Origin of the sequence: Nocardia sp. CY41 (assembly GCF_009829325.1) — a bacterium.
Taxonomy (GTDB): domain Bacteria; phylum Actinomycetota; class Actinomycetes; order Mycobacteriales; family Mycobacteriaceae; genus Nocardia.
Genome location: NZ_VUOS01000012.1, coordinates 144812 through 164230, shown reverse-complemented (window position 1 = coordinate 164230; position 19419 = coordinate 144812). Strand labels below are relative to the sequence as shown.

Here is a 19419-nt window from a genome sequence, read left to right as displayed (position 1 = left end):
CGCTAGCGGCTCCGGCGGCACGACTCGTGCGGCTCGAACGCCACACGGTAGCGTGTGCACCCATGGCTACACCGCTGGCGTACACGGCCCACTACTCCCATCCGCCCGCCGCGGTGCGCGCGGCGTTCGCGAACGACCAGTACTGGAAGGATCGCATCGCGGCGGTCGGTGGCCCCAACGCCCGGCTGGATTCGGTCACCGTCAGCGGTGATCAGGTGCGCGTCGAGATGGTGCAGGCCATCGCCGCCGAACAGCTGCCGCCCGCGATCACCGCGGTGCGCCCCGGTGATCTGATCATCCCGCGCGTCGAACAGTGGACCGGGGACGAGGCCACCTTCGAGGCCCGCGTCGAGGGCGCGCCCGCCGAGGTGCGCGGCACCATCGGGCTGGCCGCCGAGGGCTCCGGCGCCGTCGCCACGGTCGACGGCACCATCGAGGTGAAGATTCCGCTGTTCGGCGGCAAGATCGAGAAGGCGATCGCGGAGCACCTGACCGAGCTGCTGAAGAACGAGGCCGAATTCACCGGCACCTGGCTCGCCGAGCACTGATCCGCCCGGGGCGCGCGGGTATTGTTCCACGTCACACCATGCGGCCCCGGCATTCGTGGCTATTGGGCACTCCCCCCGCCCGCCGAGGTCGCCGCCGTCGCACCCAGTAACGTGTGAGCCCATGGCACGCCGATTGGACTACTCCGCCCGCTATCCGCTGCACACCACGAAAGAGCTGTACGCGGCGCTGTCGAACCGCGACTACTGGGAAGCGCGGATGGAAGAGATGCGGAAGCTCACTCCCGGCAACCAGGTGGTCCGGTTGGAGGCGGGCGACGGTGGCATCGACGTCGAACTGCATCACGTCCTGCCCCGCGACATGCTGCCGGAGATCGCCCAGACGGTGATGCGCAAGGACATGGTGATCACCCGCAAGGAGTCCTACAGCCCGTACGACGCGGAAGAGACCACCGGCAAGTACTCGGCGTCCATTCCGGCGGGGCCCGGCAGCCTCGGCGGCGCCATCCGCCTGTTCCCCACCGAGACCGGCTGCACCATGCGCTTCTCGTCGGAGGCGAAGGTGTTCATTCCCATGGTCGGGCCGCGCCTGGAACAGCTGATGCTGGTCAACCTGGTCGACCTGTTCCGTGGCGAGGCAGAGTTCACGGTGCGGTGGCTGGAAGAACAGCACTCCACTCGCTGACCAAACCGGTCGGCACCATCACCCGTGGCACCACCGCCGTCAACCGTCTCCGCCGCAGCGACCGCTGGCTGATCAACGACGAATTCGTCGCCGACCGGCTGCGTGCCGCCGCCGATCCGCTGGTGGTCGACCTCGGCTACGGTGCGAGCCCCTGGACCACGTTCGAGCTGGCCGCGCGGCTGCGCACAATCCGCGCCGACGTGCGGGTGGTCGGGCTCGAGATCGATCCGCAGCGCGTGGTGCCCGGCCGCGACGGCGTCACCTTCGCGCGCGGCGGCTTCGAACTGGCCGGGTTGCGACCCGTTCTGGTGCGTGCCTTCAACGTGCTGCGGCAGTATCCGGAATCGGCGGTTCCGGAGGCGTGGTCGACCGTGCTGGCCGGACTGGCGCCGGACGGTCTGCTGGTCGACGGTACCTGTGACGAATTGGGCAGGCGGTGCGCTTGGGTCCTGCTCGACCGCGACGGGCCGCGCTCGCTCACGCTGGCCTGGGACCCGTTCACCGTCGAGCGGCCCTCCGATCTCGCCGAACGCTTGCCGAAGGCGCTGATCCACCGCAACGTCCCGGGCGAGCCGATTCACGCGCTGCTCGCCGCCGCCGATCGCGCGTGGGCCCGCGCGGCGCCGATGGCGCCTTTCGGTCCTCGCGTCCGCTGGCGCTCGGCGGCGCAGGCGCTGCGCGCCGAAGGCTTCCCGATCCGCCACTACCGCCGTCGCCTGCGCGACAACGTGCTCTCGGTGCCGTGGCGGGCCGTCGCTCCGCTCGGTGCGGGCTGAGGGCCGGTTTCGTCACGCTACGGCGAGCGCCTGGTATATCCGTCGCGCGGCGCGCGGCGACAAGCGCGACCCGGCGTCGGTGATCTCCTCACCCGCGCACCGGTGGATGGCGACCGCGTCGGCGACCACCTCGTTCAGAGCTGCTTGGCCGATATCGGCCTCGGCCAGGTCGAGCACCGTGCGCACCGGCGTCGTCACCAGGAACGGGCCCGCCGATTCCACGTCGCCGCCGGGGAGCGACCGGCGCACCACCGCCAGCCGCGGCGTGACCGGCGGACGTCCCGTGCGCACCGACAGGTGCAGGAAACGCGGGCACAGGCTGCCGAGGCCGTGCAGTTCCGCCGCACTCTGGTGGGAGACGACCGCGGCGCCGTCGAACCAGGCCGCCCACATCGCGTATTCGTCCAGGGGGCCGTCCGGCCACCCCGCCAACCGCAACATGCCGGTTCCCGCCCTGGTCACCGAACCGTCGCCGAGGGCTGCGCGCACCCGCTCCCCGCACCCCGTGCGCAGCACCTGCCGAGTGGTGAAGAAACCGGCGTGCCGACCGGCCCAACGGCGCAGAACACGCCATCCTTGTTCCGCGGATCCGATCGCGCGGCTTGCCACATCGCCGGCCATGGAGATCAGGCTACGCTCGGATTTTGTGCTTCATGTCACATTCGAACCCCTCACTGCCTCCACAGAGACGGCTCAGAAAGGTCGGGAAGAATTTTGACCATGAGTACGAACGCAACCTCCACCTCGAGGATCACCCGGCGAGGCCTGCTGATCGCCCTGACCGTGGTAGCGGTTCTGCTCGCCACGGTGCTGGTCGGCGGCGAGGCCTACGCCAGGCACACGGTCTCGAGCTGCATCAGCTCGCAGTTCGAGAAGGAAATGGGATCGAAGATCGACGTGAGCTTCGGGCCCAAGCCGATGCTGGTCACTTGGATCGACGGCAAGGTGCCGTCGGTGCGGGTGAACAGCGCCGACTCCAAGTTCGGCCCCGCCGTCGGGATGGGGGTGCACGCCGTCTTCCACGACGTCGACGTCGCCGACCCCAACGGCAGCGTGATCGGCAGCTCCTCCGCCGACGTCACCTGGAGCAACGAAGGAATCAAGGAGACCCTCGGAGGCATGGTCAGCGGTGTGACCTCCTCGGCGGATTCCGGCATGCTGACCCTGGCGGTGCTCGGCGGCATCGCCGAACTCCAGCTGAAGCCGCAGATCGTGAACGGCGCCGTGCAGGTGGAAACGATGTCGGCGGAACTCCTCGGCATCGGCTTGCCCGCCGATTTCGTGCAGAGCATCGTCGACCTGTTCACCCAGAGCCTGCAGAGCTATCCGCTCGGCATGACGGCGACCGAGGTGAAGGTCACCGACTCGGGCGTCGACGTCCATCTGTCGGGTGGGCGTACCCAACTCGAGTCCGCCGGCAACAGCTCCGACATGCGCTGCTGAACACGCCGCGCCACAACAGCTCCGGGATGCTCGCCGGCGAACCGGACAGCCGCGAAGCCGTCCGGCTCCGGTCAGGCCGGGAAACCGTCGAGCACGTCGCGCGACCTGGACAGTCCGAGCCGGGTCGCGCCCGCCGCGATCATCTCCGCCGCCGCCTCCGCGGTCCGGATGCCGCCGCTGGCCTTGACGCCGAGCCGGCCGCCGACCGTCTCGGCCATCAATCCCACCGCGTGGGCGCTCGCGCCGCCCGCGGGATGAAATCCCGTGGAGGTCTTCACGAAATCGGCTCCCGCGCGTTCGGCGACCCGGCACACCTGCACGATCGCCTCGTCCGGCAGCGCGGCGGATTCGATGATCACTTTCAGCAGCGCCCGATCGCCCACCGCCTCGCGCACCGTGACGATGTCGGCGAGCACCGCGGTGTAATCACCCGCGCGGGCCGCGCCGACGTCGATGACCATGTCGACCTCGGCGGCGCCCTGGTCCACCGCGAGCCGCGCCTCGGCGCCCTTCACCAGCGAATGATGCTTGCCGGAAGGGAATCCGGCGACGGTGGCGACCACCAGCCCGGGCGCGCGCACCGGCAACATGGACGGCGACACGCAGATCGCGAGCACGCCCAACGCCCGCGCGTCCTCGACCAGCGCGTCCACCTCATCGCGCGTCGCCTCCGGGGCGAGCAGTGTGTGATCGATCATGGCGGCCACTTCGGACCTGGTCAGCGACGTGGAACTTGCCATGGGTCCAGAGTCTGGCACACCCGACGCGAATTCCGTTGCGCGCCTGGCGGCACTTCCCGCACACTCGTAGCTGATGGCGCATCGGAGAGCGGGACGCCACGGTCGACTGACCAACGTGTGCGGATGGGCCTACTTCGTTCGGGAGGAGACGACCGTGCTGATCCGTCGCGAACGCGCCGACGACGCCGCTGCGATCGCGGCGGTGCATCGCAGTGCCTTCGCACCGCACTATGCCTCTGCCGGTACTTCCGGTGACCGCCTCGGCGCGGATCCGCCCGAGGTGGACTTGGTCGCGCAGTTGCGCAGCGACGACGGCTGGATCCCCACCCTGTCGCTGGTGGCGATCGAGCACGACAGCGTGGTGGGCCACCTGTGCCTGACCAGAGCCGCCGTCGGCCCGTTCCCAGTGCTGGCACTCGGTCCGGTCGGCGTCCTCGCCGATCACCAAGGCGCTGGAGTCGGCTCGGCCCTCATGCACGCGGCCTTGGGCGCCGCCGACGCCCTCGACGAGCCCCTCATCGGCCTGCTCGGCAGCCTGGAGTTCTATCCCCGCTTCGGTTTCGTCCCCGCCGCCCGCCTCGGCATCACACCGGACGACCCGGCTTGGATCAGCCACTTCCAGGTCCGCTCCCTGTCCGCCTACGATTCCCGAATCGTCGGCGAGTTCCATTACGCGGAGCCGTTTTACAACCTTTGAGCGCCACCATTGAGTTCAGACGCCCGGGTTGCGCAGACGACCTGGGCTCTGAAATATCCCGCGCGCCGACCCGGTGCGAGTTCCACGCCCATCCTCAGTACCAGCGCGACGGCGCTAGGCCCACGGATCGATGACGGGCACTCCAGCAGCTCGGAATGGCGCGGTATCGCGAGTGGCGACGGCCATCCGCGCAGCGCTGGCGGTAGCCGCGATATAGCCGTCGGCAGTGCCGATCGCGGCTCCACTGGCGCGGGCCGCGGCCATGAGTTCCGCGTACACCGCGGAGGTGGTGACATCGAAGGCGAGGACTCGCCCTGCGAACAGTGGCAACACGCGAGCTTCGAATTTTTCGCGCAGATTGTCTCGCCGCCTGCCAGAAGGCATCGCGGCAATCCCGAACCGTAGCTCGGCCACGGTGACGGCCGACAGGTACAGAGTGCGCAAAGGTTGAGCGTTGATCCAAGCGACTACGCCAGGGTCCGGTGCCTTGCGCAGCGGTTCGGAAATCACGTTTGTATGGAGAACGATCACTCGAACTCCACCGGGAGGACCGGCCGTCGATCCCGAGCGTTCAGCGCGTCGAACTCGTCGTCGGTGAGTTCGACTTCGCGCCCGATCTCGGCCAGCAATGTCCCGAGTTCGACCGGCGCCACGGGAGTGACGGCTTCGATGAGGATTGCCCGGACTTCCGCCTCGGTACTGCGCCCGTGCTGTGCGGCACGCACACGCAACGCCTCGCGCACCTCGTCAGGTAGATCACGAACGGTCAGCCTTGCCATATCCACTCACCCACTCCCGGTTGACGGCAATAGCGCCAATGCCTTCATTGCCTGCAAGTGTAGACGGCACTGAGCCGCAGAACAGCTTCACGCGCACCCGGACGAAGGTGCGGCGAGCCGTGCGCGGCGCACCTGGGAAGATGTACGCATGAGTTCCGCTTCTCCCGTTCTGGACGATCGCCGTTACGTGCTGACGCTCGGCTGCAAGGATCGGCCGGGCATCATCGCCGGGATCACGTCGTTCATCGCCGAGTTCGGCGGCTCGATCGTGGAGGCGGGGTATCACTCCGACGTGGAGACGGGCTGGTTCTTCACGCGCCAGGCGATCAAGGCCGCGACGGTGCCGTTCGGGATCGCGGAACTGCGGGACCGGTTCGCCGGGGTAGCGGCCGGCCTGGGGCCGGAGACCGAATGGCAGCTGCTGGACTCCCGGTCGCGCCGCCGGGCGGTACTGCTGGTCAGCAAGGACGGGCACTGCCTGCACGACCTGCTGGGGCGCGCGGCCAGCGGTGAGCTGCCCGCCACCATCGAGGCGGTGATCGGCAACCACCCGGATCTGGCGGCGATGACCGAGGCGCACGGGGTGAAGTTCCATCACGTGCCGTTCCCGAAGGACCCGGCCGAGCGCGGTCCCGCGTTCGAGGAGGTCCGCGCCCTGGTGGACGCGCACGACCCGCACGCGGTGGTGCTGGCGCGGTTCATGCAGGTGTTGCCCGCCGAACTGTGCGAGCACTGGGCGGGCAAGGCCATCAACATCCACCACAGCTTCTTGCCCTCGTTCGTCGGCGCCCGCCCCTACCACCAGGCGTTCGCCCGCGGGGTGAAGCTGATCGGCGCGACCTGTCACTACGTGACCGCCGAACTGGACGCGGGCCCGATCATCGAACAGGACGTCATCCGCATCGACCACGCGGACGAAGTGCGCGACATGGTGCGCCAGGGCCGCGACATCGAGCGGGTGGTGCTCGCGCGCGGGCTGCGCTGGCATCTGGAAGGACGCGTCCTGGTGCACGGCCGCCGGACGGTGGTCTTCTCCTGACCGGCGCGCCCTCGGCGCGTCAGCCCGCCAGGTCGGCGCGGGCGGACTTGCCCGCCGCGGCGAGGACGCGGGCGAGTTCCTCGTTGAACCGCTCGTAGGCCTCGACGTTCCCGAGATGGCCGGTGGGCAGCACTTGGTAGCGCACGAGGCTGCCGGTCTGCCGGAGCAGCTCGACGATGCGTTCGGAGTGGACCGGCGGCGTCATGTCGTCGAACTGCCCCGACAGCACCGTCGTGGGCACCACCAAGCTCCTGGCCGCCTCCCCGACGTCCATCGTGGCGAGCAGGAACCCGAACTTGGACCGCACCCAGGCCGGGCACGACCGCACGATGGCCATGCTGAAGTCCAGCAGGTCGCCTTTCGCCGCGGTGCTGAGGATCTGGCGCGCGAACAGCCAGCGCACCGGCGCGATGGGCGGGAAGACGATCGGAGCGCCCAGGCCGAGCCTGCCGAACAGGAACGGCAGCGGCACTTTCAGTTGCAGCAGCCGCATCGGCCGGTTGAGCAGCGGCACCACCGTGGTCTCCAGGATCAGCCGATCGGCCGCGGTGTTGGTGAGCAGCACCGCGAGGGCTCGGCGCGCGACCTGCTCCGGGTGACGTCCCGCCCACGCCTGCAGCGTCATGCCGCCGAGACTGTGGCCGACCAGCACGGCCCGCTGCCCGGGTGCGAGCGCGGCGTCGAGCACCGCGGCCAAGTCGTCGGCCAGCAGGTCCATGGTGAGCTCGCTCGAGCCGTATTCGCTCTCGCCGTGGCCGCGCTGGTCGTAGACGATCACGCGATAATCGCCGGCGAACGCGTTGATCTGCGGGTTCCAGTACTCGAGGCAGCAGGTCCAGCCGTGTACGAGCACGACGGCCTGCTTGTCCGGCGGACCATAGGCGTGGACCCGCAGCCGCGCTCCGTCTCCGGCGCGGACCGGGATCACCTCGCGCGGCGCGGCCGGTGGATTGAACGCGGCGGTCTGGTAGGTACGCGAACGCAGGTCGGCGCTGTGCGCGGCGCGCAAGCTCCGGAGCAGTCCCGGGAAGCTCGTCAACGCGGTCGGCAGCATGGCACGCATCGGACACTCCTTTGTGTTACTGCTAGATACAGTAACCCCGATTCGCGCCGCTTGCTAGTGCAAGCACCCTTACCTGTCGGCAGTCTTCCCTCTCACCAGCGCGGACCGCGCTGCACCTCGTCCACCTTGGGCCGCACATCGGCCAGGTAGACGCCCGTGGCGATGATCGCCGCGAAGGACAGCAGGCCCAGCCCCGCGGGCGAGAGAAGAAGCACGAGCACAGCCGCCCCGAGAATCGCCAGCCAGATCGGCTTGGTCAGCTTGTCCACCGCGGTGAACGCGTCCGGACGCTGACGCACGGCGTGGATCAGCGCGAAAATCGTCGCACCGAGCGCCGCCAGCCACAGCACCAGCAGGATCATCCCGGTCAATCCGTGCACCATATTCACCCCACCCATCATAGAAGCAACGCCCCCGCGCACCAGGGGTGCGCGAGGGCGTCGAATCGCCTCAGCGGCGGGCCGTTCAGGCCTTCTTGGGGGCGGCCTTCTTCGCCGGAGCCTTCTTGGCGGCGGGCGTGGCGGCCTTCTTGGCCGGAGCCTTCTTCGCCGCGCCGTTCGTGACGGGAGCCGGGGTGGACTCGGTGGTCACCTCGACGACCTCGGCCTCGACGACCGGCGCCGAGACGATGTCCGCCTCGGTTTCCACCTCGGCCTCGGTGTCCACCTTGGCCGGGCGGCCGAGCAGTCCGTTGACGCGCCCGACCACGTCCTCGGCGCGGCTCACGGCGTCGCCGTAGAGGGTCTCGACCTTGCCGATCCGCTCCTCGACGGCCTGGTTGGCGCGCAGCCGCTCGATGGTCTCCTCACCGCGGGCGGCGAGGTCGGCGTAGATGTCGAGCGCCTGCCGGTAGTACTTCTCGGCCAGGGCGCGCAGTTCCTCGGCGGTGAACTTCTCGCGCAGCTCGGCGAGGTCGTCCGGCAGCTCCGACGGCAGTCCGGACAGCCGCTCGCGCAGCGTGTCGAACTGCGCCTGCACGTCGGCGGGGACGTTGGCGAAGCGCTCGCGCGCCTCCTCCACCCGGGCCTGCACCTCGGTGGCGGCCGCGCGCTCGCGCACCTGGGCGAACACGTCGTTCACGGCGGCGTAGAGGGCGTCACCCGCACCGACGGTGGCGAGCAAGGGCTTGGTGACGGTGGCGTTCTTCTCGGTCATAAGGTTTCGTTCTCCTGGCGTGGCGGAGTGTCGGTTGTCGTGCGCGGAACGTCGCTGTCCCATACGTCCCCCCCTGCCTCGTTTCCTCCGTTTTCCCGGCGAAACGACTCATAGATGTCCAGCAGCACCTGCTTCTGCCGCTCACTGATCGATGTGTCGGCGAGCAGGGCGTCCCGGACCGGACTGTGCGGCCGCTGCTCGAGATAGCCGGCCCGTACGTACAAGACCTCCGAGGAGACCCGCAGCGCTTTCGCGATCTGCGTGAGCACTTCGGCGGACGGATTACGCAGTCCGCGCTCGATCTGACTGAGGTACGGATTGCTCACCCCCGCCAGCTGGGCGAGCTGACGCAGCGAGACTTGCGCGGCTTCCCGCTGCGCCCTGATGAAGCCTCCGATGTCGTGCGCCGCGTTGACGACGCGACCCGCTCGTTCTCCGACGCCGGACGAGTGCTCGTCCGATCTGTCGGTGTACTCGGCGGAAACCTCGGGCTGGTCTGCCATCACTCACCTTCTGGCGGTTGTACGGGTTCGATTCTAGGTCAGGGTGCTAGCTATTGCAAGCAGTCTGCTAGCAGTGTTTCGGCAAACGTTCCGCGTGCCGCGGATCAGCCGCCGAACATCAGATGGGAAATCGTGTAGATCGCCAGTCCGGCAAGCGAACCGACCACGGTTCCGTTGATCCGGATGAATTGCAGATCCCGGCCGACCTGCAATTCGATCTTCTTACTCGCTTCGTCGGCATCCCACCGGGCAACCGTGTCGGTGACCAGGGTGCTGATCTCACCGGCATAGTTTTCCACCAAGTACCGCGCGCCGCGATCGATCCAGCCGTCGACGTTGGCCCGCATGTCCGCGTCGTCGCGCAACCGCTCGCCGAGCTGTTGCACGTTCTCGGCGACCTTGCGCCGCAGCGTGCTGCCCGGATCGTCGGCGGACTCCAGGATCAGCCGCTTCGCCGCGCGCCACGTGGCCGAGGCCAGTCCGGTGATCTCCTCGCGGCCCATGATCTGCGCCTTGATGCGCTCCGCCTTCTTGATCATGGCGTCGTCGAATTGCAGGTCCTCGGCGAATTCCTCCAGGAACCGATTCGCGGCGAGGCGCACTTCGTGCTCCGGATTGGAGCGGATTTTCCAGGTGAACTCGACCAGCTCGCGATAGATCCGTTCCGAAAGCAGGATGTTGACGAATTTCGGCGCCCATTGCGGAGCGTCGCGCAGCACGATCCGGTCGATCGTCTCCTGGGAGCCGAGCGCCCACTGGTGCGCGCGCTCGGCAAGCAGATCCAGCAGCGCGAGCTGCCGGTTGTCGGCCAGCAGTTCCGCCAGCACGCGCCCGATCGGCGGGCCCCACAGCGGCTCGGCGATCCGTTTGACGATGGTGTTGTCGATGACCTGTTCCACGTCCTCGTCGCGCAGCACGCCGACCACGGCCCGCAGGAGCGTCGAGCTCTCCTGCGCCACCCGCGCGGCATGACCGGGGTCCGCCATCCAGCGCCCGACCCGCAGGGATATCCGAGCGGAACTCAGCTTCGCCGACACCACCTCCGGTGCGAGGAAGTTCGTGCCGACGAAGGTGCCGAGACTGGCGCCGAGCTGGTCTTTCTTGCGCCGGATGATCGCCGTGTGCGGAATGGGCAGGCCGAGTGGGTGACGGAACAAGGCGGTCACCGCGAACCAGTCCGCCAGCGCGCCGACCATGCCCGCCTCGGACGCGGCGCGCAGGTAGCCGACCCAGTCGCCACCCGCTCCGCGCGATTCGGTCCAGCGACAGAACAGATAGATCGCGGTTGCCAGGGCGAGCAGGCCGGTGGCCAGCGCCTTCATCCGCCAGAGGTCACGACGCTTGGCCGCCTCGTCGAGCACAGCGGCGAAGCCGAAGGGCGCGGCGGCAGGCGCGGCGGGGGCGTCCGCCACCGCGGTGTTGCCGGGAGCTTTCTCCATGCCTCCCATTCTGCTGTGCGCGGCGAAATGGGCGAGCGGGCGAGCGGAGCGGGACACGCCAGACGCGCCCGACACTGTGGTTCCCGCCGCATCCGGGCCCAAAAGCGCATATCACGGGTAACGGGGACCTAAGCTGGTAGCCACCGGAGCACATACGAACGAGGGAGCCCACGCTGTCCACCGAAGACCTTGTCGATATCGGCGAGCGACCGTCGGCGGTGCGCGGCGGCCGGATGGACGGCCGCAAGCGCCGGTGGCGGCAACACAAGATCGATCGCCGCGAGGAGCTCGTCGACGGCACCCTCGCCGCCGTACGCGCCCGCGGCTCCAACGCGGGCATGGACGAGATCGCCGCGGAGATCGGCGTCTCCAAGACCGTGCTCTACCGCTATTTCTCCGACAAGAACGACCTGGTCCACGCGACCATGCAGCGGTTCATCGAGACCACGCTGATGCCGCGGGTGTACGGCGCGATCAGCCTGGACGCCGACGAGTATCAGCTGGTCCGCTCCGCGCTGGCCGAGTACGTCGGGACGGTGGACGAGGATCCCGAGGTCTACCGGTTCATCATGGGCAACGGCTCGGCCGACCAGTCCTCGCTCGCGGAGTTCGAGAAGCTCTTCGCCGAGGTGGTGTGCGCGGTCATCACCGAACGCGCCAAGGATCGGGGCGTGGCGACCGAGGGCGCGGCGCTGGCGTCGTACGTGCTGGTCGGCGGCATCCAGCTGGCGACGCACTGGTGGACCACCAACAAGTCGCTGTCGCGCGAGGACGTGATCGACTACCTCACCATGCTGGCCTGGAGCGCGATCGATGGCATGGCCCGCGCCGGCGGTTCGCCCGCGGCGTTCAACGCGCAGCAGCATGTGTTGCCCGTGCCCGAGTCGCCCGCGCAAGACTGAATCGGCCCTTCGCCCCGGCCGCTAGCTGGACCGCTTGCAAAAGTTCACTGCCACTCTCGACTTTGTCGAAACCTTGGCTAGTCTGAACCCGAGCGGTGCGCCGAGTGCGCTGCGTCACCGCCTGCGCCGTACTCGACGGCGGTCCACGCGGGACCTCCCGGTTCCGTGCGTCGCCGCCTGCGTGTCCGTCGCTACGACCGCGGCACCAACGGAGGTACCTCGATGGCGAAGCAAGTACCGACTTCTCGGCTTGCTCGTGGCACGAAACTGGGCGCGGTGGCTGCCAGTTCCGTGCTTCGCACCCAGCGCACGCGACTGACCATGCGGGGCAGATCCGAGGCCGTCCGGGCGAAGATGGCCGAGGAATCCATGATTCGCACCACCGAGCAAGTGGTCACGGTGCTGGGCACCATGAAGGGCGTGGCCATGAAGCTCGGCCAGATGATGTCGGTGCTCGACCTGGATCTGGTGCCCGAAGACCACCGGGAACGATTCCAGAAACGCCTGGCCGTGCTGCGCAACGCGGCCCCGACGGTCTCCTTCGCGGCCATGCGCCAGGTCATCGAGGACGACTTCGGCAAGCCGCTCGACGCGGTCTTCGCCGAGTTCGACGCCGAGCCGGTCGCCGCCGCCTCGATCGGCCAGGTGTACCGGGCGCGGCTGCACGACGGTCGCCAGGTCGCGGTCAAGGTGCAGTACCCGGGCATCGACGCCGCGGTACGGGCGGATCTGAAGAATCTCGCGATGTTCCGGCGCGTGCTGCAGTCCGCGATGCCCTGGGTGACGCCCGCGGTACTGGACGAGCTGCGGCTGAACATGGAAGCCGAACTCGACTATCGGGCCGAGGCGGCCACCCAGCTGCAGATCGCCGAGTTGTACGCCGGGCACCCGTTCGTCATCGTGCCGCGCTCGCTGCCGGAGTTCTCCACCACGCGGGTGCTGGTCACCGAGTACGTGGAGGGCCAGGGCTTCGACGCGATCCGGCAGCTGCCGCAGGCGGAGCGCGACCGGATCGGCGAGATCATCTACCGGTTCTACGTGGGATCGTTGTTCACCTTCAACGAGTTCTGCGGCGACCCCCATCCCGGCAACGTCCTGCTGGCCGCCGACGGCCGGGTCGGCTTCCTGGATTTCGGATTGTTCAACCGGATGGACGCCGAGCACGTGCAGTTCGAACTGGTCTGTCTGCGCGCCGCCGCCGAGGATCGCGCCGAAGACCTGCGCGAGCTGATGATCCGGCGCGGCGTCATCGACTCGCCGCAGGAGATCGGCGCCGAGGAGTGCCTGGAATACGTGCTGGCCGCCTCGGAATGGTGTCTGGTCGACGAGGAACTGACCATCACCCCCGAATTGGCCAGCGGTGCGTTCCTGCTCGCGGTGGACCCGAGGGCCAGCGAGTTCACCGGCATGAAGCAGCAGAATCTGCCGCCGGAACACCTCTTCTCGCGCCGCGCCGACTTCCTGACCTTCGGCATGCTCGGTCAGCTCGGTTGCACCGCGAACTGGCATCGCGTCGCCCGGGAATGGCTCTACGACGAACCGCCGGTCACCGAGCTCGGCCGGGCCCATCACGCCTGGCTCGCCGACCGTCCCACTGCCGCGCCGCAACGGCCGCGCAAGAAGACCACGAAGTAGCCGCCGACCGGCGACCCGACCCCAGAACGGAAGACCATGGCAGACACACGGGAATTCGACCTAGTCCTCTTCGGCGCGACGGGTTTCGTCGGCAAACTCACCGCGGAGTACCTCCTCGGGGCCGCGCCGGAATCCGCCCGGATCGCGCTGGCGGGGCGGTCACTGGACAAGCTGACGTCGGTTCGTGCCGATCTCGGCCCGAAGGCCGCGGGCTGGGACCTGGTGGTGGCCGACTCGACCGACCAGGCCGCGCTGGACGCGCTGGCGGTGCGCACCAAGGTCCTCGTCACCACGGTCGGCCCGTACCTGCGCTACGGGATGCCGCTGGTGGCGGCGTGCGCCAAGGCCGGCACCCACTACGCCGACCTCACCGGTGAGCCGCTGTTCATCCGCGACGCCATCGACGCCTATCACGAACAGGCCGTCGCCACGGGCGCGAAGATCGTGAACTCCTGCGGCTACGACTCGATTCCGTCGGATCTGAGCGTGTACCAGCTCTATCGCCGCACGGTCGAGGACAACGCCGGTGAACTCGTCGACACCACGCTGGTGGCTTCGCTCAAGGGCGGCGTCAGCGGCGGCACCATCGATTCCGGCCGCGCCATGATGGAGGCGATCGCCGCCGACCCGGCCAAGGGCAAGGTGCTGTCGCACCCGTACTCGCTGAGCCCGGACAAGGCGATGGATCCCGACGTCGGCCGCCAGTCCGATCAGGCGCTGTCGCGAGCCAGCGCCATCGACCCGAGCCTGGACGGATGGGTGAGCACGTTCGTGATGGCCACGCACAACACGAAAGTCGTGCGCCGCACCAACGGACTGCTCGGCTGGGTCTACGGCAAGAACTTCCGCTACCGCGAAGTGATGAGCGCGGGGAAGTCGCGGGTGGCGCCACTGGTGGCGGCGGGCATGGCGGGCGGCATCGTGGCGGGCATGACCGCGGGCGCGCTGCTGTCCCGGGCGGCCGCGGGCCGCAAGCTGCTGGACCGCGTGCTGCCCAAGCCGGGCACCGGACCGGACGAAAAGGCTCGCAAGAGCGGCTGGTTCACCATGAAGACGTTCGCGCACACCACCTCCGGCGCGAAGTACGTGGCCACCTTCTCCGGCACCGGCGACCCGGGCTACCAGGCCACCGCGGTGCTGCTCGGCGAGAGCGGCCTGTGCCTGGCGTTCGACACCGACAAGCAACCCGAACTCGCGGGCATCCTCACGCCCGCCGCCGCGATGGGTGACGCGCTGACCGAGCGGTTGCGCGCGGCGGGCATGACCATCACCGTGGACCGGGCCTGAGGGACTCGCTCCGGTGAACCTCGCACGGAAGACGATGAACGCCCCCGCGCTCGCCGCGGTGTACGAGCGAGCCTGGCGGCCGACGCTGTTCTATCTCGCGAGCGGGCGGACGACCGCGTCGGACCGGCGCGACGCGGTGACGACCCTGCGGCTCGGCGGCCCGCAGAAGGTGCTCGACATCGCTTGCGGGCCGGGCAATTTCACCAGACACCTGAGCGACGCACTGGCCGGCGACGGCTACGCGATCGGCTTGGACTATTCCGAGCCGATGCTGGCGCGCGCCGTCGCCGACAACGCCGGACCGCGCGTCGGGTATCTGCGCGGCGACGCCCGCTCGCTCCCGTTCGCGGACGGAACCTTCGATGCCGTCTGCTGTTTCGGCGCGCTCTACCTCATCCCCGATCCGCTCGTCGCCGCGCGGGAGATGATCCGCGTCCTGGCTCCCGGTGGCCGGATCGCGATCACCACCAGCTACCGAGCCGCCAACCCCATCGGCGAGGTGAGCCGCGTGGTCGGCGGTTTGAGCGGTCTGCGGGTGTTCGGCACGCGGACTTTTCCGACCCTCTTCGCCGAGCAGGGCTTGGTGGAGATCGACCAGCGGGTCCATCGCCTGCTCCAGTACGTCAGCGCGACGAAGCCCGCCTGATCGCGCGACCTCCCGGCCGCACGAACGGTGCGGGTCGCCGGGGCCGACCGGATCGTCAATTCGTGCTCGTCCACGGTCCCGGCGGGCGGATGCCACGCTCGCCCAGGCACATCGCCGCCCCGACGACGATCGAGGTCAGGGCCGGCGGTGCCACCGACACGACCTTGCCGAGCACCACCGCCTCGTCGCCATCGAGCACCTCGTAGGCCGAGCCTGCGCGGCAGGCCGCCGATGTCCGCGTCAGGACGGAAGCGAACCGACGCCGAGATCGACCATGCGGTGCAGGATGGCGGGAGCCAGGGCCAATTCGAATTCGTTTCCGCTGCTTTCGAAGACGAATGCGAGGTAGTCGCCGCGAGGTACCGGGGCCAGGCGGACCGAGCACTGCTCCCCCACGATCACCCAGCCGCCGACGGTCAATTGATCGGACATCGCCCCTCCCACCCTTCGACACTTCCGACAAGTGGACTATGCCAGTTGCGGCGAACGGGTGTCAACGGCGGAAATTGGCCGCTGAGCTGGTGAAATACTCCCGATGCAAGGTGGACCGTCCGGGCGGGTGGACGCTTTCGCGGTACTCCAGCGCGCCACCGTGGGCGTCCAGGCCGATGCGGTGCACCACCAGCACCGCCGCCGGGGGCGCGAGCCCGAGATGGCGGCGTTCGTCCTCCGTGGCCAGCCGGGCGCCGACGCTTTCCCGCACGATCGCGACACCACGCCCGAGCACGGCTTCCGGGTACCGCGAGACGTCCCCGGGCACCGGCTCGGGTTCGAGCAACAGTGTGGCGGCCGAAGCGAATTCGCTGGGATACCAGCAGGTGATCAGCCGCGCGCCGCCGGAATGCTCCTCGCTCAGTAACTTCCGGACGACCACCGCGCTGGAGGCGGGCAGGCCGAGCGCGTCGGTGACCTCCCGCGGTCCTTCCACCACCTCCGCACGCAGCACGCGCACCGAGTAATCCCCGGGTGAAGACGACTCGTATCGCGGCGCGCTCTCCCGCAGCAGCGCGGATTGTTCGGCCACATAGGTGCCCGACCCACGGCGAGACCTGACGATGCCCTGCTGGCGCAGCGTATTCAGCGCCTTGGCGGCGGTGGGCCGGGCCACTTTCCAGCGGGCGGCGAGTTCGCGCTCGGACGGCACCTCGGCGCCCGCGGCCAGCTCGCCGCGCTCGATCAGTTCCCGCAGATGCGCTGCGATCTGCAGGTATTTCGGGACCACGCCCTCGATTCCGGTCACCGGTCGCCTTCCCCTGCGGACACCGCCCCTCGGACCGCTGGTCAGTGTAACAACGGCGGAGCCGGGCGCCGGGTGACGCGCACAAGCCCGGCACCGACGCGGTCCGTGGCGCTGTACCGACCGGTAAAGTGCGAGTCCAGTACAGCGCGGTACGAACAGGACCGAGCCGAAGGGGGTTCCACGTGGCGGTACCCGATACCGGACAGGGGACGGCGCGAGAGCTGTACGCGGCGGCCGTCGGCGCGGGCGGGGGCGAGAGGTTCGAGCTGGACACCGCGGTCGCGGAGAACCTCGCCGCCGCCTGCGATCGGCTCGTCGACGATCTGCGCCGCGCGATGACCGACGAACACCTGGTCACCGACGTGACCGGGTTCCCCGACCTGCCCACCGGCCAGGGTCTCACCCGCGGGTTCGCCGCGAAAGGACGCCAGTACCTGGACACCCTGACCGCGTTCCAGGAGACGGCGCTGCTGTTCAAGGCCGCCTATCTCGCCGCGGCCGACCGGCTCGCCGACGCCGAGGCGGCTAACCAGGCCGCGCTGCGGCTGGTCGCCGACTACTTGGAGCCCCGGTGAGCACGCGCCCACGCGCCGGAACCGACTGAGGGGAGGACCGATGGCAGACTCCGCGGCACGCGCCGCCGCCGACGGCATCCGGCAGGAGCTGGCCGGATTCACCAGCGGCGCCACCGATCCCGCTTACGCGCCGGATCGGGAACTGTTCGGCGCCTACACCCACCAGCAGATCTGGGACCTGGTGCACGAAGCGCTCGACCCGGCGGCGCTCGGCCGGGTCGCCGCGGCGTGGCAGGCGAACGCCACCGCGGTGGCCGAAGCGTTCCAAGCGTTCTCCGATGCCACCAACCGGGAGTTCGCGCGCTGGTCCGGCCGGGCGGCCGATGCCGCGGTCGGCGCGACCAGGCAGTTCGTCCGCGCGGGCGAGGACGCGCACGACGTGTGCCGGGCGGTCGCCCGGCTGATGGAGTTGAATAGCGATGCCGCGCAAACGGTCCGGGGCGCGATCGCGCCGCCGCAGCGGTATCGCCCGCTGGCCGACCCGGCCGCCGAAGCGGTTTACGGTGGAAAACGTAGGATGGAACACGATAGTGCGGCGGCAGACATCGAGGCGGATGTCCGGGACACGATGACGTACGTCTACACCCCGACGATGCCCGCCACCGGCGATCACGTTCCCGAATTCCCCCGGCCGCGAGCAGGTTCCGCGACCGAGGACGCACCCGGCGATCCGGATTCCGTCCGCGGAGGCGGCGCACGGTGAAATGGGTGCTGACCCCGGACGAATTCACGCATGTCTGGACGAACGAAACGAGCCTGGACCGCAGGCCCTACCCGGTCAACATGGTCCCTTCGGCCACGGCGCGGACCGAGTCGGAATACCTGGCCCTCCGTCTGCCACAGCGCTTCGCCCGCCAAGCCGACCCGGACCTGGCCGCCGCGTTGATGCTCTGCGCGCGCAACGACGCGACCACCATCACCGTCTCCGGCGAACGCACGCCGCTCGCCCGGAACGGAGACGGCGCGGCGGCCGAACAGATCCTCGCCTTCGCCGCGGTGGTGCACAACCACGCGGGCATCCTGGTCGCCACGCCCGACCGGGTGACCGTGCAGATGTGCCATGCCCGCGCTGTGGGCGAGCGCCTGGTCCAGATCATCGGGTCGGCGCGGCCGGGCAAGCTGGCCCCGATGCGCGAGCCGCAGGACGCGGTGCTGAGTCCGGACCACACCGAGCCGTTCGTCGCCAATGGTCATCGCGGGGCGGCGAAATTCCGCCAAACCTTGCGCAAACCCGTGGACGGACGCGGCTTCATCACCGTCACGGTGGAGCCCGAGAACCCGATGTCACCGCCCACCCGCCACCGCACCTGGCTGGACTTCACCGGCGATGGCCGCTATCTGCTCACCACGGCGCAGGATCTCGTTCTCACCCCCGTCTCGGACGAAGAGTTCGCCGCCCAGCTGCTGCGGCTCGCGCAAGTCTGACCGGGCGCGAGGGCCGCGTAGGTAGGTTGAGACCATGCCCGAACAGTGGACGACGTGCGCTACCGAAGCCATGAAAGCCGATGGCCTGCGCGTAGCGGAGCTGGACACCTCCGGGACGCCCGGGTTCTCCGGCGACAAGAAAGCAGGACTCGAGCTGCTGGCCGAACGCAGCCAGGTGCTGTCGGATCTGCAGGAGAAGCTGTACGCCAACGGCAGGTCGGGCGGCGACCGGCGCAATGTGCTGCTGATCCTGCAGGGCATGGACACCGCGGGCAAGGGCGGCATCGTCCGGCACGTCATCGGCTCCGTCGACCCGCAGGGCGTCGATCACGCCGCCTTCGGCGTGCCGACGCAGGAAGAGCGGCGCCATCACTATCTGTGGCGCATCCGCAAGGCGCTGCCGCGCGCGGGTCAGCTCGGGGTGTTCGATCGCTCGCACTACGAGGACGTGCTCGTGGTGCGCGTGCACAACCTGGTGCCGCCCACGGTGTGGGAGCCGCGCTACGACGAGATCAACGCGTTCGAGCGCGAATTGGTGGACGAGGGCACCACGCTGGTGAAGGTGGCCATGTTCGTCTCGCTCGACGAGCAGAAGAAACGGCTCGCCGAGCGACTGGAACGCAGGGACAAGTTCTGGAAGTTCAACCCGGCCGACATCGACGAGCGCGCGTACTGGCCCGCCTACCAGGAGGCGTACCAGGCGATGCTGGATCGCACGTCGACCGAGTACGCGCCCTGGTATGTCGTGCCCGCCGACCGCAAGTGGTTCTCCCGGCTCGCGGTCACCGAACTGCTGATCGCCGCCCTCGAGCGGCTGGACCTCGACTGGCCCGGGCCGACGTTCGACGTCGAGGCGCAGAAACGTCGCCTGGCCCGAGCGTAGG

26 protein-coding genes are annotated in these 19419 nt (G+C 69.1%); 14 read left to right on the top strand and 12 right to left on the bottom strand.

Features of this window, described 5'->3' with window-relative positions; genetic code table 11:
• Positions 1–62 precede the first annotated feature (62 nt).
• The 3 genes from GVY64_RS14505 (at position 63) to GVY64_RS14495 (ending at position 1967) form a co-directional block, all read left to right on the top strand.
• Positions 63–548: a DUF2505 domain-containing protein gene (locus GVY64_RS14505; protein WP_159841572.1), complete on the top strand. Its 486-nt coding sequence runs from the start codon at positions 63–65 to the stop codon at positions 546–548.
• Between the two features lie 121 nt (positions 549–669).
• On the top strand, positions 670–1191 hold the full coding sequence (locus tag GVY64_RS14500) for a DUF2505 domain-containing protein (protein WP_159841570.1): 522 nt from the start codon (positions 670–672) through the stop codon (positions 1189–1191).
• Entirely contained in the window at positions 1161–1967 is an 807-nt protein-coding gene (locus GVY64_RS14495; protein ID WP_159841568.1) for a class I SAM-dependent methyltransferase, read from the top strand. The genes GVY64_RS14500 and GVY64_RS14495 overlap by 31 nt, the downstream gene beginning before the upstream one ends.
• A 12-nt stretch (positions 1968–1979) precedes the next feature.
• On the opposite strand, the gene GVY64_RS14490 is transcribed toward GVY64_RS14495, so the two are convergent.
• On the bottom strand, positions 1980–2588 hold the full coding sequence (locus GVY64_RS14490; RefSeq protein WP_159841566.1) for a type IV toxin-antitoxin system AbiEi family antitoxin domain-containing protein: 609 nt from the start codon (positions 2586–2588) through the stop codon (positions 1980–1982).
• 99 nt (positions 2589–2687) lie between these two features.
• Between GVY64_RS14490 and GVY64_RS14485 the strand changes: the two genes are divergently transcribed.
• A complete protein-coding gene (locus GVY64_RS14485; RefSeq protein WP_201298013.1) occupies positions 2688–3410 on the top strand; it encodes an LmeA family phospholipid-binding protein in 723 nt (240 codons plus the stop codon).
• A 71-nt stretch (positions 3411–3481) separates the two neighbouring features.
• Here the strand turns inward: GVY64_RS14485 and deoC are convergent, their stop codons facing one another.
• Positions 3482–4150, bottom strand: coding sequence for a deoxyribose-phosphate aldolase (deoC, locus tag GVY64_RS14480; protein WP_159841564.1), 669 nt, complete (start codon positions 4148–4150; stop codon positions 3482–3484).
• A gap of 154 nt (positions 4151–4304) precedes the next feature.
• Between deoC and GVY64_RS14475 the strand changes: the two genes are divergently transcribed.
• Positions 4305–4847, top strand: a complete 543-nt coding sequence (locus GVY64_RS14475) for a GNAT family N-acetyltransferase (protein ID WP_159841778.1) — start codon at positions 4305–4307, stop codon at positions 4845–4847.
• 114 nt (positions 4848–4961) lie between these two features.
• Here GVY64_RS14475 and GVY64_RS14470 read toward each other — a convergent pair whose 3' ends face one another.
• Both GVY64_RS14470 and GVY64_RS14465 read right to left on the bottom strand, forming a co-directional pair.
• A complete protein-coding gene (locus GVY64_RS14470; RefSeq protein ID WP_159841562.1) occupies positions 4962–5378 on the bottom strand; it encodes a type II toxin-antitoxin system VapC family toxin in 417 nt (138 codons plus the stop codon).
• Positions 5375–5626 (bottom strand): FitA-like ribbon-helix-helix domain-containing protein, encoded by a 252-nt coding sequence (locus GVY64_RS14465; RefSeq protein WP_159841560.1) that lies wholly within the window; start codon positions 5624–5626, stop codon positions 5375–5377. Before GVY64_RS14465 ends, GVY64_RS14470 begins: the two co-directional genes overlap by 4 nt.
• Before the next feature lie 148 nt (positions 5627–5774).
• Between GVY64_RS14465 and purU the strand changes: the two genes are divergently transcribed.
• Entirely contained in the window at positions 5775–6665 is an 891-nt protein-coding gene (gene purU, locus GVY64_RS14460; RefSeq protein WP_159841558.1) for a formyltetrahydrofolate deformylase, read from the top strand.
• A gap of 19 nt (positions 6666–6684) precedes the next feature.
• On the opposite strand, the gene GVY64_RS14455 is transcribed toward purU, so the two are convergent.
• The 5 genes from GVY64_RS14455 to GVY64_RS14435 all read right to left on the bottom strand — a co-directional run bounded on the left by GVY64_RS14455 (position 6685) and on the right by GVY64_RS14435 (position 10825).
• A complete protein-coding gene (locus GVY64_RS14455) occupies positions 6685–7728 on the bottom strand; it encodes an alpha/beta fold hydrolase (protein WP_159841556.1) in 1044 nt (347 codons plus the stop codon).
• Between the two features lie 92 nt (positions 7729–7820).
• Positions 7821–8111, bottom strand: coding sequence for a DUF2516 family protein (locus GVY64_RS14450; RefSeq protein WP_040870424.1), 291 nt, complete (start codon positions 8109–8111; stop codon positions 7821–7823).
• An 82-nt stretch (positions 8112–8193) separates the two neighbouring features.
• Positions 8194–8883, bottom strand: coding sequence for a heparin-binding hemagglutinin (locus GVY64_RS14445; RefSeq protein WP_159841554.1), 690 nt, complete (start codon positions 8881–8883; stop codon positions 8194–8196).
• Positions 8880–9386, bottom strand: a complete 507-nt coding sequence (locus GVY64_RS14440) for a helix-turn-helix domain-containing protein (RefSeq protein ID WP_159841552.1) — start codon at positions 9384–9386, stop codon at positions 8880–8882. The genes GVY64_RS14445 and GVY64_RS14440 overlap by 4 nt, the downstream gene beginning before the upstream one ends.
• 104 nt (positions 9387–9490) lie before the next feature.
• On the bottom strand, positions 9491–10825 hold the full coding sequence (locus GVY64_RS14435) for a DUF445 family protein (protein ID WP_201298012.1): 1335 nt from the start codon (positions 10823–10825) through the stop codon (positions 9491–9493).
• A 218-nt stretch (positions 10826–11043) separates the two neighbouring features.
• On the opposite strand from GVY64_RS14435, the gene GVY64_RS14430 reads away from it, so the two are divergent.
• The 4 genes from GVY64_RS14430 (at position 11044) to GVY64_RS14415 (ending at position 15295) form a co-directional block, all read left to right on the top strand.
• The gene (locus GVY64_RS14430; protein ID WP_159841550.1) at positions 11044–11727 is read left to right on the top strand and encodes a TetR/AcrR family transcriptional regulator; all 684 of its coding nucleotides are present in this window, start codon (positions 11044–11046) and stop codon (positions 11725–11727) included.
• A gap of 222 nt (positions 11728–11949) precedes the next feature.
• Entirely contained in the window at positions 11950–13362 is a 1413-nt protein-coding gene (locus GVY64_RS14425; RefSeq protein WP_159841548.1) for an ABC1 kinase family protein, read from the top strand.
• A gap of 36 nt (positions 13363–13398) precedes the next feature.
• Positions 13399–14649 carry a saccharopine dehydrogenase family protein gene (locus tag GVY64_RS14420; protein ID WP_159841546.1) on the top strand — a complete coding sequence of 417 codons (1251 nt, stop codon included), beginning with the start codon at positions 13399–13401 and terminating at the stop codon, positions 14647–14649.
• Between the two features lie 13 nt (positions 14650–14662).
• Positions 14663–15295 (top strand): class I SAM-dependent methyltransferase, encoded by a 633-nt coding sequence (locus GVY64_RS14415; RefSeq protein ID WP_159841544.1) that lies wholly within the window; start codon positions 14663–14665, stop codon positions 15293–15295.
• Positions 15296–15350: 55 nt separating this feature from the next.
• Here the strand turns inward: GVY64_RS14415 and GVY64_RS14410 are convergent, their stop codons facing one another.
• The 3 genes from GVY64_RS14410 to GVY64_RS14400 all read right to left on the bottom strand — a co-directional run bounded on the left by GVY64_RS14410 (position 15351) and on the right by GVY64_RS14400 (position 16535).
• Positions 15351–15494: a hypothetical protein gene (locus tag GVY64_RS14410; protein ID WP_159841542.1), complete on the bottom strand. Its 144-nt coding sequence runs from the start codon at positions 15492–15494 to the stop codon at positions 15351–15353.
• A gap of 41 nt (positions 15495–15535) precedes the next feature.
• Positions 15536–15727 carry a hypothetical protein gene (locus GVY64_RS14405; protein ID WP_159841540.1) on the bottom strand — a complete coding sequence of 64 codons (192 nt, stop codon included), beginning with the start codon at positions 15725–15727 and terminating at the stop codon, positions 15536–15538.
• A gap of 61 nt (positions 15728–15788) precedes the next feature.
• On the bottom strand, positions 15789–16535 hold the full coding sequence (locus GVY64_RS14400) for a GntR family transcriptional regulator (RefSeq protein WP_159841538.1): 747 nt from the start codon (positions 16533–16535) through the stop codon (positions 15789–15791).
• Positions 16536–16717: 182 nt separating this feature from the next.
• On the opposite strand from GVY64_RS14400, the gene GVY64_RS14395 reads away from it, so the two are divergent.
• Genes GVY64_RS14395 through GVY64_RS14380 form a run of 4 tightly spaced genes read left to right on the top strand, consistent with a single transcriptional unit; the run spans position 16718 to position 19418 of the window.
• On the top strand, positions 16718–17110 hold the full coding sequence (locus tag GVY64_RS14395) for a hypothetical protein (protein ID WP_159841536.1): 393 nt from the start codon (positions 16718–16720) through the stop codon (positions 17108–17110).
• 40 nt (positions 17111–17150) lie between these two features.
• Positions 17151–17813 (top strand): hypothetical protein, encoded by a 663-nt coding sequence (locus GVY64_RS14390; protein WP_236566830.1) that lies wholly within the window; start codon positions 17151–17153, stop codon positions 17811–17813.
• Positions 17810–18535, top strand: coding sequence for an ESX secretion-associated protein EspG (locus GVY64_RS14385; protein WP_159841534.1), 726 nt, complete (start codon positions 17810–17812; stop codon positions 18533–18535). The genes GVY64_RS14390 and GVY64_RS14385 overlap by 4 nt, the downstream gene beginning before the upstream one ends.
• 34 nt (positions 18536–18569) lie before the next feature.
• Positions 18570–19418, top strand: a complete 849-nt coding sequence (locus GVY64_RS14380; protein ID WP_159841533.1) for a polyphosphate kinase 2 family protein — start codon at positions 18570–18572, stop codon at positions 19416–19418.
• The last annotated feature ends 1 nt before the right edge of the window (position 19419 follow it).

What these genes read in the sequence shown, in the direction of transcription:
- GVY64_RS14505 (WP_159841572.1), top strand. Translation starts at nt 63, where the DNA reads ATGGCTACACCGCTGGCGTACACGGCCCACTACTCCCATCCGCCCGCC.
- GVY64_RS14500 (WP_159841570.1), top strand. Translation starts at nt 670, where the DNA reads ATGGCACGCCGATTGGACTACTCCGCCCGCTATCCGCTGCACACCACG.
- GVY64_RS14490 (WP_159841566.1), bottom strand. Translation starts at nt 2,588, where the DNA reads ATGGCCGGCGATGTGGCAAGCCGCGCGATCGGATCCGCGGAACAAGGA.
- GVY64_RS14485 (WP_201298013.1), top strand. Translation starts at nt 2,688, where the DNA reads ATGAGTACGAACGCAACCTCCACCTCGAGGATCACCCGGCGAGGCCTG.
- deoC (WP_159841564.1), bottom strand. Translation starts at nt 4,150, where the DNA reads ATGGCAAGTTCCACGTCGCTGACCAGGTCCGAAGTGGCCGCCATGATC.
- GVY64_RS14465 (WP_159841560.1), bottom strand. Translation starts at nt 5,626, where the DNA reads ATGGCAAGGCTGACCGTTCGTGATCTACCTGACGAGGTGCGCGAGGCG.
- purU (WP_159841558.1), top strand. Translation starts at nt 5,775, where the DNA reads ATGAGTTCCGCTTCTCCCGTTCTGGACGATCGCCGTTACGTGCTGACG.
- GVY64_RS14455 (WP_159841556.1), bottom strand. Translation starts at nt 7,728, where the DNA reads ATGCGTGCCATGCTGCCGACCGCGTTGACGAGCTTCCCGGGACTGCTC.
- GVY64_RS14450 (WP_040870424.1), bottom strand. Translation starts at nt 8,111, where the DNA reads ATGGTGCACGGATTGACCGGGATGATCCTGCTGGTGCTGTGGCTGGCG.
- GVY64_RS14445 (WP_159841554.1), bottom strand. Translation starts at nt 8,883, where the DNA reads ATGACCGAGAAGAACGCCACCGTCACCAAGCCCTTGCTCGCCACCGTC.
- GVY64_RS14440 (WP_159841552.1), bottom strand. Translation starts at nt 9,386, where the DNA reads ATGGCAGACCAGCCCGAGGTTTCCGCCGAGTACACCGACAGATCGGAC.
- GVY64_RS14435 (WP_201298012.1), bottom strand. Translation starts at nt 10,825, where the DNA reads ATGGAGAAAGCTCCCGGCAACACCGCGGTGGCGGACGCCCCCGCCGCG.
- GVY64_RS14425 (WP_159841548.1), top strand. Translation starts at nt 11,950, where the DNA reads ATGGCGAAGCAAGTACCGACTTCTCGGCTTGCTCGTGGCACGAAACTG.
- GVY64_RS14420 (WP_159841546.1), top strand. Translation starts at nt 13,399, where the DNA reads ATGGCAGACACACGGGAATTCGACCTAGTCCTCTTCGGCGCGACGGGT.
- GVY64_RS14405 (WP_159841540.1), bottom strand. Translation starts at nt 15,727, where the DNA reads ATGTCCGATCAATTGACCGTCGGCGGCTGGGTGATCGTGGGGGAGCAG.
- GVY64_RS14390 (WP_236566830.1), top strand. Translation starts at nt 17,151, where the DNA reads ATGGCAGACTCCGCGGCACGCGCCGCCGCCGACGGCATCCGGCAGGAG.
- GVY64_RS14380 (WP_159841533.1), top strand. Translation starts at nt 18,570, where the DNA reads ATGCCCGAACAGTGGACGACGTGCGCTACCGAAGCCATGAAAGCCGAT.